This is a genomic window from Nocardia sp. NPDC051321, from assembly GCF_044455225.1.
Classification (GTDB): Bacteria; Actinomycetota; Actinomycetes; order Mycobacteriales; family Mycobacteriaceae; genus Nocardia.
Genome location: NZ_JBITEM010000006.1, coordinates 22,153 through 38,609 on the forward strand (window position 1 = coordinate 22,153; position 16,457 = coordinate 38,609).

12 protein-coding genes and 1 pseudogene are annotated in these 16,457 nt (G+C 67.4%); 4 read left to right on the plus strand and 9 right to left on the minus strand.

Annotated elements, in window-relative coordinates; all coding sequences use genetic code 11:
* The 4 genes from ACIA8C_RS14960 to ACIA8C_RS14975 form a co-directional block, all read right to left on the minus strand.
* Positions 1-1,815 (minus strand): ABC transporter ATP-binding protein/permease, encoded by a 1,815-nt coding sequence (locus tag ACIA8C_RS14960; RefSeq protein WP_397134826.1) that lies wholly within the window; start codon positions 1,813-1,815, stop codon positions 1-3.
* Positions 1,816-1,818: 3 nt separating this feature from the next.
* Positions 1,819-2,850 (minus strand): cytochrome d ubiquinol oxidase subunit II, encoded by a 1,032-nt coding sequence (gene cydB / locus ACIA8C_RS14965; protein ID WP_397134828.1) that lies wholly within the window; start codon positions 2,848-2,850, stop codon positions 1,819-1,821.
* 10 nt (positions 2,851-2,860) lie between these two features.
* Positions 2,861-4,348 (minus strand): cytochrome ubiquinol oxidase subunit I, encoded by a 1,488-nt coding sequence (locus ACIA8C_RS14970; RefSeq protein ID WP_397134830.1) that lies wholly within the window; start codon positions 4,346-4,348, stop codon positions 2,861-2,863.
* A 281-nt stretch (positions 4,349-4,629) separates the two neighbouring features.
* The gene (locus tag ACIA8C_RS14975; protein ID WP_397134832.1) at positions 4,630-5,550 is read right to left on the minus strand and encodes an aminodeoxychorismate lyase; all 921 of its coding nucleotides are present in this window, start codon (positions 5,548-5,550) and stop codon (positions 4,630-4,632) included.
* A 172-nt stretch (positions 5,551-5,722) separates the two neighbouring features.
* Here ACIA8C_RS14975 and ACIA8C_RS14980 point away from each other — a divergent pair, with 172 nt between their 5' ends.
* From ACIA8C_RS14980 to ACIA8C_RS14995, 4 genes are all read left to right on the plus strand, one after another.
* Positions 5,723-6,835 carry a YgfZ/GcvT domain-containing protein gene (locus ACIA8C_RS14980; protein WP_397134834.1) on the plus strand — a complete coding sequence of 371 codons (1,113 nt, stop codon included), beginning with the start codon at positions 5,723-5,725 and terminating at the stop codon, positions 6,833-6,835.
* Positions 6,836-6,950: 115 nt separating this feature from the next.
* Complete coding sequence (locus tag ACIA8C_RS14985; protein WP_397134836.1) at positions 6,951-7,685, plus strand: MOSC domain-containing protein; 735 nt, start codon at positions 6,951-6,953, stop codon at positions 7,683-7,685.
* On the plus strand, positions 7,682-8,635 hold the full coding sequence (locus ACIA8C_RS14990) for an asparaginase (RefSeq protein WP_397134838.1): 954 nt from the start codon (positions 7,682-7,684) through the stop codon (positions 8,633-8,635). The genes ACIA8C_RS14985 and ACIA8C_RS14990 overlap by 4 nt, the downstream gene beginning before the upstream one ends.
* A gap of 176 nt (positions 8,636-8,811) precedes the next feature.
* A complete protein-coding gene (locus ACIA8C_RS14995) occupies positions 8,812-9,018 on the plus strand; it encodes a DUF3073 domain-containing protein (RefSeq protein WP_150403870.1) in 207 nt (68 codons plus the stop codon).
* Between the two features lie 307 nt (positions 9,019-9,325).
* Here the strand turns inward: ACIA8C_RS14995 and purM are convergent, their stop codons facing one another.
* From purM to ACIA8C_RS15020, 5 genes and pseudogenes are all read right to left on the minus strand, one after another.
* Positions 9,326-10,402, minus strand: coding sequence for a phosphoribosylformylglycinamidine cyclo-ligase (gene purM, locus ACIA8C_RS15000; protein ID WP_397134841.1), 1,077 nt, complete (start codon positions 10,400-10,402; stop codon positions 9,326-9,328).
* 222 nt (positions 10,403-10,624) lie between these two features.
* Complete coding sequence (locus ACIA8C_RS15005; protein ID WP_397134842.1) at positions 10,625-12,316, minus strand: ABC transporter ATP-binding protein; 1,692 nt, start codon at positions 12,314-12,316, stop codon at positions 10,625-10,627.
* Between the two features lie 170 nt (positions 12,317-12,486).
* A pseudogene (locus tag ACIA8C_RS15010) lies at positions 12,487-13,347 on the minus strand (ABC transporter permease); the annotation flags it as partial.
* 92 nt (positions 13,348-13,439) lie between these two features.
* Complete coding sequence (locus ACIA8C_RS15015; protein ID WP_397135651.1) at positions 13,440-14,450, minus strand: ABC transporter permease; 1,011 nt, start codon at positions 14,448-14,450, stop codon at positions 13,440-13,442.
* A gap of 122 nt (positions 14,451-14,572) precedes the next feature.
* Positions 14,573-16,189, minus strand: coding sequence for an ABC transporter substrate-binding protein (locus tag ACIA8C_RS15020; protein ID WP_397134844.1), 1,617 nt, complete (start codon positions 16,187-16,189; stop codon positions 14,573-14,575).
* Positions 16,190-16,457: the final 268 nt, after the last annotated feature.

The following is a 16,457-nucleotide window of genomic DNA, read 5'->3' on the forward strand; positions in this document are numbered from 1 at the left end:
TCAGATCGTCACCTCTGCTGGCTCATCGGCGACGGCGCGCACCTGGACAACCTGGTCGCCCGCGGCGAGAACTGTTGGGCGATGGCCGATCACGATGACGGTCGCGCCATCCCGTGCGCGCTGGCGCAGGGCCGCAAGGACCGCGGTTTCGCTATCGGCGTCCAGGTGAGCGGTCGGCTCGTCCAGGAGCAGGATCGGGCGGTCGGCGGCGAGAACCCTGGTGAGCGCGAGTCGCTGGCGCTGGCCGAGGGAGAGCCCGACGCCACCGGGGCCGACCACGGTGTCCCATCGGTCGGGCAGCTCGTCGAGCACTGTGTCGAATCCGGTGGCAACACAGGCGGCTTCGAGATCACCGACGACGCGAGCGGGGCCGTGCGCGGCAGGCGACTCGGCCTTCGCGCCGAACAGTTCGAGGTTTTCCCGCAACGTGCCGGGCACCAGCACCGGCCGCTGCGGCAACCACGCGATGCGTGCCCACCATTCGTCGTGATCCAGATCCCGCACATCGACGCCGTCCACGGTGACCGACCCGCGGTCCGTGGTGAGCAAGCCGAGGATCGCTTGCACCGCCGTCGATTTCCCGCTGCCGTTCGGTCCGGCGAGCACGCTCACCGCGCCGGGCCGCAGCACCGCCGACAACCCTTCTGGCGCAAAGCCGTTGCGCGCCGCGACGGACAGGTCGCGCAGTTGAACGACTCCGGCACCGCGCGACGGCGCCGCGCGATCGCCGCTTCGGTCGCGGGAATCCGTTGCCCCCGGCGCGGATTCGAGGACGGCGAATGCCTTGTCCGCGGCCGCCATACCGTCCTGTGCGGCGTGGAACCGCTCGCCAACCATCCGCAGTGGCAGATACACCTCAGGAGCCAGCACCAGTGCAACCAGACCGGCGTACAGGCTCATCTCGCCGAACACCAGCCGCAGTCCGATGGACACCGCGATCAGCGCCACGCTCAACGTCGCGAGCAGCTCGAGCACCATCGACGACAGGAACGCGATCCGCAGCGCCCGCATGGTCCGCTGCCGCAACGCGTCACCCAGCTCGCGCACGCGATGCGCCATCGTGCTCGGCAGCGGCGAATCGTCCTCGCCCGTCGCAAGACGCCCGCCAGCGTCGTTGTCCGACCTCGAATCCGGTTCCGTGAGCACAGCTTCGCCGCGCTCCCGCCCGAGCGCCCGCAGCGTCGGCATCCCGGCGAACAGATCAAGCAGCTGATCCGACAGCCGGGTGGTGGCGGCGAGGGTGGCCTCGGCGGGCCCCTGGGTCAGCAGGCCGATCAGGATCATGAAGACCGGGATCAACGGCAACGTGATCACCACGATGAGCCCCGAGATCGGGTCGTGGATCGCGATGACCGCCAACACGATCGGCGGCACAAGCACCGCGAGCAACAGGGCGGGAACGTATCCGATCAGATAACCGCGCAGCCCGGACAGTCCGGTGCCGACCACGACCGCGAGTTCGGTTCTGCGGCTTTCGAGTTCCCGCGGCCGCAGCCGGGCACCCGCGGTGAGCACCGCGGTTTCGAGCTCCGCCACCACGCCCGCCCCGGCCCGGTGCGCCAGCCGCGATTGCAGCCAGGTGGCGAGCACCCGGCAGGCGATGGCCAGCGCGAGTACCAGCAGTTCCGCCGCCCACTCGCCGAGCGTGCGCCGGCCGGGTTCGGTGATCACCCCGGCCAGCACCCTGGCCAGCATGACCGCCGCGACCACGATCGATCCGGTGATCACCACCGACAAAGCGACACTCAGCGCCAGGTAGCGGCGGGCCGAGCGGGCGTACCGCCACAGGCGCGGGTCGACAGGCGGGCGGGCCATGGCTCAGTCCTTCACGGGTCCCAGCGGCAAGCCGACCGGCGCGGGAATCTGGTCGACCGTGATCCGCTTGCGGAACACCCAGTACGTCCAGCCCTGGTAGACCAGCACGACCGGGGTGACGAGCACCGCCGCCCAGCTCATCACCTTCAGCGTGTACGGGGTGGACGACGCGTTGTGGATGGTCAGGTTGAACGCCGCGTCGATGGTGGAGGGCAACACATTCGGGAACAGCGACCCGAACAGCAGCGTGGTCGCCGCCGCCACCGTGACGGTGGTGCCGAGGAAGGCCAGCCCGTCGCGATCGGCGAACACCGCGGCCGCGGCGGCGACGAGCCCGATCACCGCGAGCGCCAACGGAATCCACGTCCACCCGATGCCGTAGGCCAGCTGCGTCCACACTCCGAACACGCCGACCACCAGCGCGGTCGGCACCAGCAGCAGCTTGGCCGTGCGTTGCGCGTCGTCGCGCACCTCGCCGCCGGTCTTCAGTCCGAGGAAGACCGCGCCGTGCAACGCGAACAGCAGCCCGGTGGTGAGCCCGCCGAGCAGGGCGTACGGGCCGAGCAAATCCCACACCGAGCCGGCGAACTGTTTCTTCTCGTTCAGCGGCACCCCGCGCACGATATTGGCGAATACCCAGCCCCACGCGAGTGCCGGTATCCAGGAACCGATTCCGATGCCGAGGTCGCAGCGCGCCCGCCAGCGCGGGTCGTTGATCTTGCCCCGGTATTCGATGGCGCAGATGCGCAGAATAAGCGCGACGAGCAGCAACAGCAGTGCCAGATAGAAGCCGGAGAACATGCTGGCGTACCACTCCGGGAAGGCCGCGAACATGGCACCCCCCGCGGTGATCACCCAGACCTCGTTGCCGTCCCACACCGGGCCGATCGTGTTGAGCACCACCCGCCTTCGCGTGTCGGAACCCCGGCCGAGAATCGGCATCAGCATGCCGACCCCGAAGTCGAAGCCCTCCAGCACGAAGTACCCGGTGAACAGCACCCCGATCAGCACGAACCAGAACTCTTGCAGACTCATCGTCGGCTCCCTAGTACGCGAACGAAAGTTGTTCGACGGCAGGTTCTTCGGTCCGATGCCTACCTGGACCGCCGGTGTCCGGCCCGTCGGCAACCACCGGCGCCGGATCGGGTCCGTGGATCACGTAGCGCCGCATCAGGTAGAACCACACCACCGCCAGCGAGCCGTACAGCAGCGTGAAGACGATCAGCGAGAACAGCACCACGCCGGCCGAATGGTTCGAGACGCCCTGCTGGACCATCAGCCGCAGGTTCAGATCGCCCGTCGGATTGGGCGCGACAACCCAAGGCTGGCGGCCCATTTCGGTGAACACCCAGCCCGCGCTGTTGGCCAGGAACGGCGTCGGAATCATCAGCAGGCTGAGCCAGGAGAACCAGCGCTGATCCGGCACCCGGCCGCGCCGGGTCAGCCACAGCCCCGCGAGCGCCAGCAGCGCCGAGCCCGCGGCCAGGCCGATCATCGCCCGGAATGACCAGTAGGTGACAAACAGATTCGGCCGGTAGTCGCCGACGCCGTACTTCGCGTTGTACTCCTGCTGCAGGTCGACCACGCCGGGCAGGGTGACGTTGCTGAACTCGCCCTTCGCCAGGTACGGCAGCACCACGGGGACCTCGAGCACGTGCGTGACGCTGTCGCAGTTGTTGTGCGTACCGACCGTCAGAATGGAGAAGTCGGGATCGGTTTCGGTGTGGCACAACGATTCCGCCGAGGCCATCTTCATCGGCTGCTGCTCGAACATCAGCTTGCCCTGGGTGTCACCGGTGAGGAACAACCCGGCCAGCGAAATCAGCATCACCCAGATGCCGACCAGCGCCGCGGGCCGCCACATGGTGCGCGCCTCGGACAACTGCGCGGAATCGCCGCTGCGCGCCTTGCGCACCATCCACCAGCCTGCGATGCCCGCGACGAAAGTGCCTGCCGTGACCAAGGATCCGGCGACAACGTGCGGAAAGGCCGCCAGCAGTGTGTTGTTCGTGAGCACCGCGACGATGCTGTCGAGCTCTGCGCGCCCTGTCTCCGGATTGAACCGCGCCCCGACCGGGTGCTGCATGAACGAGTTCGCCGCGACGATGAAGTACGCCGACGCGTTCACACCGATCGCCACCATCCAAATCGTGGCCAGGTGTACGAGTTTCGGCAATCGCGACCAGCCGAAGATCCACAGCCCGAGGAAGGTCGACTCCATGAAGAAGGCGACCAGACCCTCCAGTGCGAGCGGCGCGCCGAACACGTCGCCGACGAAGCGGGAGTACTCGCTCCAGTTCATCCCGAATTGGAACTCCTGCACGATGCCGGTGGCGACACCGAGCGCGAAGTTGATCAGGAACAGCTTGCCGAAGAACTTGGTCAGTCGAAGCCAGTGATCCTTACCGGTGATCACCCAGGCCGTCTGCATGGCGGCGACCAGAGGAGCGAGTCCGATGGTCAGCGGCACCAGGAGAAAGTGGTAGACCGTCGTGATGCCGAACTGCCATCGAGAGATGTCCAGGGCATTCATGACCTCGCCTCGCTGACGCTCGGCTCCGTCATGACCGCCGGGGCGGCTGCATCATTGATTCGCTCGCTCACCGGTCACGACCTCCTCGTCGTCTACGACATGACGTAGTAATAATACGTCGGAGGCGGGCCGGAACAATGAGTCCTAGGCCACGACACACCAGGACTTTCGGCCCCGATCAGCGGTTTTGCGGCCCGAGGACGCGCGAGTAGGACGCACGTCACGCCAGCCGGGCTCCCCGTCAGCGCCGGTGCGGGCAGCCACCGGTCGCCTCGGGTCACTCACCAATCGCCGATAGCGCCCGCTCGTTCGATGCCGCGATCAACCAGATCGATGATCTCCTGCGCGTTGTCCGGCGCCGACATGCGCAGCCCGTCCAGCGAATTCACCCGCGCGGCAAGCGAAACGCTCGACATCATCCACACGCTGTCGCAGGTGAGCAGGTCGGCGGTGAACAGCGACTTGTAGATACACTCCCATCCCGCCTTCTCCGCCTCGACGAACAGCGCGCGCTGGGTGACACCGGGCAGCACACCGTTCTTCGCGGGCGGCGTGATCAACTGCTTGTCCCGTGCGATCACCACCGACGAACGCGGCCCTTCCAAGACCCGGTTCTCGGTGCTGGTGAAGATCACGTCGTCGGCGCCCATCCGCGCCGCGAACCGCAGCGCCGCCATGTTGGACGCATAGGACAGCGTCTTCGCGCCGAGCAACTGCCACGGCGCGGCCTGTGCCAGGTCGATCGAGATGCCGCGGGACAGCGTCACCACCGAGACACCCTCGGTGCGTGCCTTCTGCACCCGATCCGGCACCGGTAGCACGAGCACATACGCGGTGGGCACCGGAACGGCGGCGGCGAGATCGCCGCTCGTCACCTTCTCGGCCACGCCGGATAGCTCGCTGTCGCGGCCACGGGTGAGCACCAGCCGCATTACTCCTTCGCGGTCGGTTCCCCATTCCTTCGCGGCCCGCTCGACGGCCTCCCGCCAGCGCCCGATTTCGGGCTCGGGGAGATCCAGCGCCTGGGCGGAGCGACGCAGCCTGCCTAGATGAAATTCGATCGCGCACGCGTTGCCCGCGCGCAACAGCACCGTTTCGAAAATACCGTCGCCACGCAATACGCCGATATCGTCCGCATACAACAACGGCGCGTCCGCGTCCCGGACCGCGCCGTCGAGTGAGACAAGAACCCGATCTACCATGCGTCGAGACTAGGCGGTTCGGCAATGTCTCGCCTAGGTCACGGCTGACTTCGCGGCATCTTTTACAACCTGCCGCTTCAGGTTCACTCAGCCGACTCGCCCGCGACGTCAGGAACGTCTCTCCGCAACCCCGGTTCGGGCACTCGACCGCGACCCCGCCTACAGTGGAAACGTGTCCGTGGTCGTTGCGCCCAGCCCCATCCTCGCTGTTTCGGGAGCCGTCGCGGGAGCGCCGGGCTCACCCGATGCCGCCGTCGCGTGGCACTACGGCGATCCGCTCGGTGAACAGCGGGCGGCGGTAACCCGCGCGGCAGTCATCGATCGCTCGCATCGTTTCGTCCTGCGGATCACCGGTGCCGAGCGGCTGACCTGGCTGCACACCATCTCCAGTCAGCACATCGCCGCCCTGAGCGACGGGCAGTCGGCGGAGAACCTCGACCTCGATCTCAACGGCCGGGTACTGAACCACTTCGTGCTCACCGAGCTGGACAGCACGGTCTGGATCGACACCGAGGGCGACCGCGGTCCGGCACTGCTGGACTTCTTGAAAAAGATGGTCTTCTGGGCCGACGCCCAACCGGCCGAGTCCGATCACGCGGTGCTGAGTCTGCTCGGCCCGAAGGCCGCCGAGGTGATCGCCGCCATCGGCGTCGCGACCCTGCCAGGCACCTACGAGGCGGTCGCGCTGCCCGGCGGCGGATTCCTGCGCCGGATGCCGTGGCCGACCGCCGACTCCTTCGACCTGCTCATCCCCCGCGCGCAACTCGCCGACTGGTGGACCCGCCTGACCGAGGCCGGCGCCGAGCCGGCGGGCATGTGGACGTTCGAGGCACTGCGGGTCGCCGCCGTGCGCCCGCGGATCGGGCTCGACACCGACGACCGCACCATCCCGCACGAGGCCCGCTGGATCGGCGGGATCGCCGAATACGGCGCCGTGCATCTGGACAAGGGCTGCTACCGCGGGCAGGAGACCGTGGCGCGGGTGCACAACCTCGGCAAGCCGCCGCGGCACCTGGTGCTGCTGCACCTGGACGGTTCGGCCGACGAGCGCCCCGAGACCGGCGACGACATCACCGCGGGCGGTCGCGCGATCGGCCGCCTCGGCACCGTCATCGACCATTACGAACTCGGCCCGATCGCGCTCGCGCTGATCAAACGCTCCGTACCGGCGGACACCGCGCTGACCGCGGGCTCGGCCGCCGCGGCCATCGATCCGGATTCGGTGCCCGCCGATGACGCACCCCAGGCGGGCAGGCTCGCCGTCGATCGGCTCCGCGGCCGCTGACCCGCGCCCATGAGCCTCGAAAACCGAAGGGGCACCGGCCCCGCGTTCCGCGCTGAGCGACGCCCCGGCTTCCTGGCTATCGCCGCCCGACCATGTGACGAGAGGAGTGACTCCGATGCGAACCGGTGATTCCGGCCAGGTCCTGGCCGTTTGTGTGGTGCACGCCGACCTCGACGTACCGGGCCGGGTCGGCAAATCCGCGATCGACAAACGCCCGATGCCGGGCCGGGTACCGGTGCGCGCGCTCGGTCTCGACGGCGATCACGTGTGCGACACGAAGCACCACGGCGGCGTGCACCAGGCCGTCTATGCCTTCGCCGACGAAGACGCTCGGCGTTGGGGCAGCGAACTCGATCGAGAGCTGCCCGCGGGCTGGTTCGGCGAGAACCTGCGCATCGAAGGCCTCGCGGTCAGCGACGTGGTGCTCGGTACCCGCTGGGCCATCGGCGACACGCTGCTCGAGGTGAGCGCGCCGCGGGTGCCGTGCGCCACCTTCGGGCACTGGAGCGGAGAAGCCCAGTGGGTCAAGCGCTTCACCAGGCAAGGCGACACCGGCGCCTACTTGCGGGTGCTCACCGAGGGCACGATCGGCGCGGGCGACACGGTGTCGGTGGTGCACGTCCCCGACCACGGCATCACCGTGCGCGACGTGTTCACCGGCAGCGACCCCGGCCAGCTCGCGATCCTGCTCGCCGCCGAGCCGACCCTCTCCGATGACGTGCGAACTCAGATCGAACGCCATACCCGCAGGCACGCGAACGCCGGCCGCGCCGAGGCGCGCCGGGCCCATGAATTAGCAAGTCAGGCCACCCGACGTGGCGCCGAACTCGACACGGGAGCGCAACTGTGAGTGTGGAATTGGTCGAAGTAGTCCGCTCCGGCTTCCGCGAGTGCGTGCACCGCGGCTCGGCCGTGATCCTCGATCCGGAGGGCGAGCCGACCCTCGCCCTCGGCGAGGTTCACCTGCCGATCTTCCCCCGCTCGACCAACAAGCCGATGCAGGCGATCACCCTGCTGCGCCACGGATTCGAGCCGGTCGACGACGCCGAGCTGGCCATCGCGACCGCCTCGCACTACGGCGAACCCGACCATGTCGCCCTGGTGCGCAGGCTGCTCGACCGCTTCGGCTTCGACGAGAAGTCCCTCGAATGTCCGCCGGATCTGCCGGTCGACGAGAAGGCGCGCGCGGCCGTGCTCTCGGGTTCGCACGAACCTCGCCGCATCTACATGAACTGCTCGGGCAAGCACGCCGCGATGCTGGCGACCTGCGCCATCAACGGCTGGCCGACCGAGGGCTATCTGGACGAGGCGCATCCACTGCAGCAGGCGGTGATCGCCACCGTCGCCGACCTCACCGGCGAGCCGGAGACCGATCTCGGCATCGACGGCTGTGGCCTGCCGATCATTCCGGTGTCGCTGGTGAACCTGGCCCGGGTGTTCGCGACCATGGCGACCGCCGATCCCGACGCGCCGGAGCGGCGCGTCGCCGACGCCATCCGCGCCCATCCGCGAGTGATTTCGGGCACCAATGCCCCCGATCTGCTGACCATGCAGGCCACCCCCGGCCTGGTCTGCAAGATCGGCGCGGACGGTGTACACGCGGGTGCGCTGCCCGACGGAACGGCCTTCGCCTACAAGATCGAGGACGGCAGCGACCGTGCCCGAATACCCCTGACGCTGGCAATTTTGCGCCGGATCGGCGTCGACTGGACCGACGCGCACACCGCGCTCGCGGCCCCCGCGGTGCTCGGCGGCGGCGCCCGCGTCGGCGTGATCCGAGCGATCCCCGGGGTGCTCTGACCGGACCGGCCGAGGGCGACAAACGGGCAAACGGAACCACTTCGGAGGTTCTTCAGCCACTCCTGGAAGCGGGACGGCCGGACACACGCTAAAGTGTCTGTCAGGAAGAGTATTAATTCGAACGGGGCCGCCAACCAAACCCCAGGCCGCCCCGCAGTGACGCGAGGGGGTCAGCCATGGGCCGTGGCCGGGCTAAGGCAAAGCAGACCAAAGTCGCACGCGAGCTGAAGTACAGCAGCCCGCCGAGCGATTTCGCGAGCCTTCAGCGCGAGCTTTCGGGAAGCCCCCACTCCCAACGGAGTGGTGTGCTGTCCGATGAGCACGACGCGGACAAGTCCTCATCTCAATTCGAAGAGGACGACTACGACGACTGGCGCCGCTGACTCGAAGCAACGTTCGAAAGGGGAGGTCAGCGTGCCTCCTCTTTCTCGCGTTGCCGCGCGTTGACGGGTAACGCCGAAAAGGCTTAGAACACACCAGCGTCCCGCATCTGAGCGATGCGGGACGCTGGTTTGTGTCCGGTGTCTGCTTTGCAGCACCTGCGGCGCTGCGTGTTCGCGGCCCCCGGGTGTCTCGTGTCCGAGCGGCCGAGACTCGCGCCTACGGCGCATGCGCTTCGGCCGCTCGGACACGAGACGGGCCGCGAACGGCCCTCGCAAAACTCGGGCGTGGTGGCTGTGTTGTGTTGGCTCAGAAGCGCGGGTGTTCGCCCACCAATACGGCACGCAGGGCGTCGGAATCCTTGGCCTTCTTGACGGTGCCAAGGGTCCAGCACTCGATGTGCCGCGCGGTCAGCACGGCAAGCGCCCGGTCCACGTCCTCGGGGGCGACGATGGCGACCATGCCGACGCCCATGTTGAACGTCTTCTCCATCTCGACCCGCTCGACCCGGCCGCGCTGGGCGATCATCTTGAACACCGGAGCGGGGTTCCAGGTGCCGCGATCCAGCTCGGCCACCATGCCCGCGGGCAGCACCCGGCCCAGGTTGGCGGCCAGTCCGCCGCCGGTGACGTGCGCGAAGGTGCGCACATCGGTCTCGGCGATCAGCGCGAGGCAGTCCTTGGCGTAGATCCTGGTCGGCTCGAGCAGTTCCTCGCCGAGCGTGCGGCCGAACTCCTCGACGTGCCCGGTGAGCGACATCCGATCGATGTCGAGCAGCACCTTGCGGGCCAGGCTGTAGCCGTTGGAGTGCAGGCCGGAGGAGCCCATCGCGATGACCACGTCACCGGGGCGCACCCGGTCCGGGCCGAGCACCGCGTCGGCCTCGACCACGCCGACGCCGGTCGCGGACAGGTCGTAGTCGTCCGGGTCCATCAGGCCGGGATGTTCGGCCGTCTCGCCGCCGAGCAGCGCGCAGCCCGCCCGTACACAGCCCTCGGCGATGCCGGAGACCAGTTCGGCGACCTTCTCCGGCACGACCTTGCCGATGGCGATGTAGTCCTGCAGGAACAGCGGCTCGGCGCCGCACACGACGAGATCGTCGACGACCATCGCGACCAGATCGAGGCCGACGGTGTCGTGCTTGTCCATCGCCTGGGCGACCGCGATCTTGGTGCCGACCCCGTCGGTGGACGCGGCGAGTAGTGGTTCGCGATAGCCGCCCTTCAGCGCGAACAGTCCGGCGAACCCGCCGAGGCCGCCCTGTACCTCGGGTCGGCTTGCCTTCTTCGCCAATGGCCCGAACAACTCGACTGCGCGGTCACCTGCCTCGATATCCACGCCTGCCGCTGCGTACGAGGCACCACCAGTAGGGGTCTGTTCAGTCATTTTCGGGGAGAGCTCCAAACCGAATCGGCGGATAGATGCCTGCTCACGCTACCGGAACCCGATAACGACAGTGCAGCTGTCCCGCCGCTAATCCGCCTCTGGCGGGTATTTTGCCGGTCGAAAGCGTCGCGGGACTTGACGGCCGGACCGGCGGTAGGTGACTCGTCGGGTGCTGCACGTACCCGACGAGTCACCCATGCCTTTACGAAATCACTTGTCGCGTCATCCGATCGGCGTCGCGAACAACGCGGCGGTCTCGGCCCGCCGTCGGCGCTGCTCCACCGGGTCGGGCACCGGCACCGCGGCCACCAGACGCTGCGTGTACTCCTCGGTCGGCGCGCGCAGGATGCGATCTCGATCGCCCTGCTCGACGACCGCGCCGTTGCGCAGCACCACGATCCGGTCCGCCAGCTGGTCGACCACCGCGAGATCGTGGCTGATGAACAGGCACGCCCAACCGCATTCGCGCTGCAGTTGCCCGAACAGCTCCAGCACCGCAGCCTGCACGGAGACGTCGAGCGCGCTGGTCGGCTCGTCGGCGACCAGCAGATCCGGGTCGAGGACCAGGGCCCTGGCCAGGCTCGCGCGCTGGCGCTGACCACCGGACAGCTCGTGCGGATACCGGCGCTCGGTGCCCGCGGGCAGTTGCACATCATCGAGCAGTTTGCGCACCCGCGCCTTGATCTCTGCCGCGCTGCCCATCTTGTGCACGAGCAGTGGCTCCGCCACGCACTCGCCGACGGTGAGCCGCGGATTCAGCGAGCTGGCCGGGTCCTGGAACACGAACCCGAAGCGCCGCCGGATCGGGCGCATCTTGCGACCCGACATGCCCGCGATGTCCTGCCCGCGGATCTTCACCACGCCCGAGGTGGGACGTTGCAACGCGGCGACGCAGCGGCCGATGGTCGACTTGCCCGAACCGGATTCACCGACCAGGCCCAGGGTTTCGCCGGGCCCGATGCAGAGATTCACGTCGTCGACCGCGCGGAACGTCGGCCGCCCGAGCGAGCCGGGGAACTCCACGACCAGATCGCACACCTCGAGCACCGGCTCGGCGGCCGAGGCGATCTCCTCGGCCGGACCGTGCGCGAGCTGCTCGGTGCCGAGGTGCGGCACGGCCGCGAGCAGCGCCCTGGTGTAGTCGGCCTTCGGGCTGGCGAACAGTTCGTCCACCGGAGCCTGCTCGACCACCTCGCCGTTGCGCATCACCACGACGCGGTCGGCCAGGTCGGCCACCACGCCCATGTTGTGCGTGATCAACACGATGGCGCTGCCGATCCGGTCGCGCAGATCGCGCAGCAGCTCCAGGATTTCCGCCTGCACCGTCACGTCGAGTGCCGTGGTCGGTTCGTCGGCGATGATCACCTTCGGCTCGCAGGCGATGGCGATGGCGATCACCACGCGCTGCTTCTGCCCGCCGGAGAGCTGATGCGGGTAGTAGTTCACCCGATGCTCCGGGTCGGGCAGGCCGACCATGCGCAGCAGTTCGATCGCGCGCGCCTTGGCGTCCTTCTTGCTCATCTGCGAGTGCGCGCGCAGCGCCTCGCCGATCTGGAAGCCGACGGTGAACAGCGGGTCGAGCGCGAGGCCAGGCTCCTGGAAGATCATCGAGATGGCGCCGCCGCGCAGCGCGGTGAGCTGTCGCTCGTTCATCGAGGTGATGGCCTCGGTGCCGAGGGTGACCAGACCACGCACCCGCGCGGTCAGCGGCAACAAGCCCATCGCGGTGCGCGAACTCACCGATTTGCCCGAGCCGGACTCGCCGACGATGGCGAGCACCTCGCCGGGGAAGACCTCGTAGGAGACGTCGGTGACCGCGTAGACGGGCCCGGCGTCGGTGGCGAAGGTGACCGACAACGATTCGATGGACAGCGCAGGCTTGCTGCGGTCGGTGACCACTGTTTCCTTACTCATGGTGTCTCCTTCCCTGCCGTGCGGTCCTTGACCAGATCGACGTCGCCCGCAACGGGTTTCGCCGCAACGGACTCGACTTCGACTGTGTCGCTCGCACTGTCGAGCTCGTTCGGGTCGGCGACCTCGACGCCGGCGACGGTGATCGTGTCGCCCGGCGCCGCGGCGACCGCGCGCCGGGTACGCAGCACCGGGTTGAGCACCTCGTTGAGGCTCTCGCCCACCAGCGTCATGCCGAGCACCACGAGCACGATGGCGAAACCGGGGAAGATACCGGTCCACCAAATGCCGTTGGAGACATCGGACAACGCCTTGTTCAGGTCGTAACCCCACTCCGCGGCCTGGGTCGGCTCGATGCCGAACCCGAGGAAGCCGAGCCCGGCGAGAGTGAGGATGGCCTCGGAGCCGTTGAGGGTGACGATCACCGGCAGCGACTGGGTGACGTTGGCGAAGATGTGCCGGAACAGGATTCGCGTGGTGGACGCGCCGGTGACCCGGGCGGCGTCCACGTACGGCTCGTTCTTCACCGAAACCGTCGCGTTGCGCACCACCCGAAAGTATTGCGGCACAAAGACCGCCGTGATGGCCACCGCCGCGGACAACACGCCGCCGAGACTGGTCGACCGGCCACCCGCGACCACGATGGACACCACGATCGCCAGCAGCAGCGTCGGGAAGGCGTACATCGCGTCCATGAACAGCACGAGCACCCGGTCGAACCAGCGGCCGAGGTAACCCGAGAGCAGGCCGAGCGGCACGCCGACGAACAGCGAGAGCACCAGCGAGATCACGATGACGAACAGCGCGGTGCGGGCACCCCAGATCACCCGGGAGAAAACGTCCTCGCCACGCACCGAGGTACCGAACCAGTGGTCCGCGGACGGAGCCTGCTGCCGTACGAAATCGACGCCGTCGGCGGCGCTTTGCGCGAAACCGTAGGGCGCGATCAGCGGTGCGAAGATGGCCGCGAGGGCGAAGAGCGCGACCAGGCTCAGACCGAAGATCAGCGTCGCGCGCTGCAGTCCCGCGGTCATCGAGAACAGCCGAAGGCCGGGTATGCCGCGCCGGGCCGACGGCGGCACAGCAGGCGTGATCACGGGATCGTTCAACAATTCCGGTGCGGTCATCAGAACCTCACCCTCGGGTCGATCAGTGCCACCAGGGCATCCACCAGGAAGCTCATCAGCGCGACGAAGATCGCGATGAACGCGACGATGCCCTGCACCGCGACGAAGTCACGGGCCGAGAGGTACTGCGCGAGCTGGTAACCGAGGCCCTTCCACTCGAAGGTGGTCTCGGTCAGCACCGCGCCGCCGAGCATCATGGCGATCTGCATGCCCATCACGGTGACGATCGGAATCATCGCGTTGCGGAACGCGTGTCGTCCGGTGACCACCCGTTGCGAAAGACCGCGCGCCCGCGCAGCATCCACGTAATCCGAACGCAGCGTCTGGATCAGGTTGATCCGCACCAACCGCAGGAAGATGCCCGCGGTGAGCAGCCCGAGCGCGATCGCGGGCAGCACAGCGTGTTTCAGCACGTCGATGATGTAATCGGTGTCGCCGTAGAGGAATCCGTCGATCAACATCACGTTGGTCTTCGGCGAGACGTGTTGCAGTTGCAGTTCGACATTGGTGCTGGCCCGTCCCGCCACCGGCAGCCAGCCCAGCTTCACCGCGAAGACCAGCTTGAGCAGCAGACCGACGAAGAACACCGGGGCCGCGTAGGCCAGGATGGCGAACAACCGAAGACCGGTGTCGGACAGCGAATCACGGTGTGTAGCCGCGTATCTGCCCAACGGGATGCCGACCGCGAAGGCCACGATGAGCGCCCAGAACATCAGCTCGGCCGACGCGGCACCGTAGGTGGTGATCACGTCGCTGATCTGCCGATTGTCCTGCGACTTACCGAAATCGCCTTGCAGCAGACCGGAGATGTAGTCCCAGTACTGCGACAGGATCGGCCGGTTCAGCCCCGCCGCCGTTTTGCGAATCTCGATCTGCTCCTGGGTCATTCGCCCACCCATGGCCGCGCTGATCGGGTCGCCCGCCACGCGCATCAGGAAGAACACCACGGTGGCCAGAATCCATGCGGTCACCGGGATCAACAGCAGTCGCACGCCGAGATAGCGCAGCAGTGCGAGCTGGCGAGAATCGCTCCCGCCCTTCCGTAATCGTGGCGCGCCGAAGCGCCGGGCCCGGGCCGGCGCTGGCTTCGTTTCTGGAGCAGCTATCGTCCCGGGCCCGGCTTCGCCGGATGTCACTTGCTCAGCACCGTGTAACGGAACTTGAAGGACGCGTCGAGAGTCTGGTCAACGCCCTGCACGTTCTTGCCGGAGACGGCGATCTGCTTGCCGGACAACAGCGGCAGGATCGGCACGAAGTTCTGCGCCAGGTCCGTCTGGAGGCCCTTGAGGATCTCGAGCCGCTTGGTCTTGTCGGTCGTCGTGGTCTCCGCGAGCAGCTGGGCGGTGATGCCCGGGTTCTCGAAGTGCGACTGCAGGAAGTTGTTCGGCGCGAAGAACGGAGTCAGGTAGTTGTCCGGGTCCGGAAAGTCCGGGAACCAGCCGAATTGGTACAGCGGGTACGAGTCGCGGGCGCGCTCACGCTGATAGCTCACCCATTCGGTGGACTGCAGGTTCACCCGGAACAGGCCGCTGGCCTCCAGCTGCGACTTGAGCGCCGCGTATTCCTCGGAGCTGCTCGAACCGTAGTGGTCCGGGTTGTACTGCAGGTTCAGCTCGACCGGGGTGGCGACACCGGCGTCGGTGAGGAACTTCGTCGCCTTTTCCTTGCTCGGTCCGGCGCCGTAGATGTCCTTGTACGGCTCGGCCGCGCTCAGCACGCCCTGCGGCACCGACGAATACGCGGGCGTGTAGGTGCCCTTGTAGACGCCCTCGGCCAGCGCAGCGCGGTCGACGGTCGACGCGAGCGCCTTGCGCACGGCCAGCTTCTGCTCCGGCGTGCCGCCCGGCATGGTGTTCATGTTGAACACGATGTAGCGCAGTTCACCGCCGGGGCCCTCGTGCACCGCGACCTTGCCGTCGCCGCGCAGCGAGCCGATGTCGGTCGGCGTGAAGGAGCGGTAGCCGACGTCGAGCGATCCGTTCTGCAGCTCGAGCTTCATGTTGTCGGTGGTCGCGTAGTACTTGGTGGAGACGTTCTTGGTCTTCGGGGTACCGAGGACGCCGTTGTAATCCGGGTACGCCGTGTACTCGACCAGCTTGTTCTTGTCATAGCTGGCGATGGTGTACGGGCCGGAGTAGCCCTTGTTCTTCACCACGTCCTCGTCGGCCATCACCTTGTCCGGCGCGTAGACCTTCTCGTCGACGATCGGACCGGCCTGGGTCGGCAGAATCGCCGGGAAGGTCTGGTCGTTGGCGACCTTCAGGGTGAAGTTGACCGTGCGGTCGTCCGGCGCGTCGGTCTTCTCGAGGTTGCCGAGCAGCGAAGCGGGACCATTCGGGTCGTTGATCTTGAGCATCCGGTCGAACGAGAACTTGACGCTCTTGGCCGTCAACGGGTTGCCATTGGCGAACTTCAGGCCCGCCTTCATGGTGCAGCTGTACACCGTGGGTGAGGTGAAGTCGCACTTCTCCGCGGCGTCCGGCTTCGGCGTCGTGTCGCCGGGTGCGGTGTTCAGCACGTACTGGTAAAACTGCGTTTCCGCGACCAGGGAGCCGTTGTCATAGGCGGCTGCCGGGTCGAGCGAGAAGATTTTGTCTGTGGTGCCGGCTATCAAGCCACCACCGCCACCAGCATCACCGGTCCGGCCGGAACCGCAGCCGGCCAAGGCAGACGCAACCAGCGTCGCCAGGCCGACGGCCGCGATGGCTCGCGTCCGGGTCCGGCCCCCAGGTGTTCTAGAAACCAACATCAGGGCCCCACTTCTCGAGCGCCGCACCGCATAGTCCTGGATCGCAGGACAGGTGTGGACACAATGAACTTCCGATCTGACGGGCACCGTACCCACGAACCATTTCCGGCACGTTGCGTTTTCACAGAAAAAATTGCCGAGGCGTAAGCGCGCGTTGCATATAACGCACCGCAGGGGCCAGATCACCGGACGAATGTCCAGGAACGCACCGTATCGGCGATTCTGGTGTCCCGAGGACGCCATGGCGCTCCAGTGGACAAAACAGGTC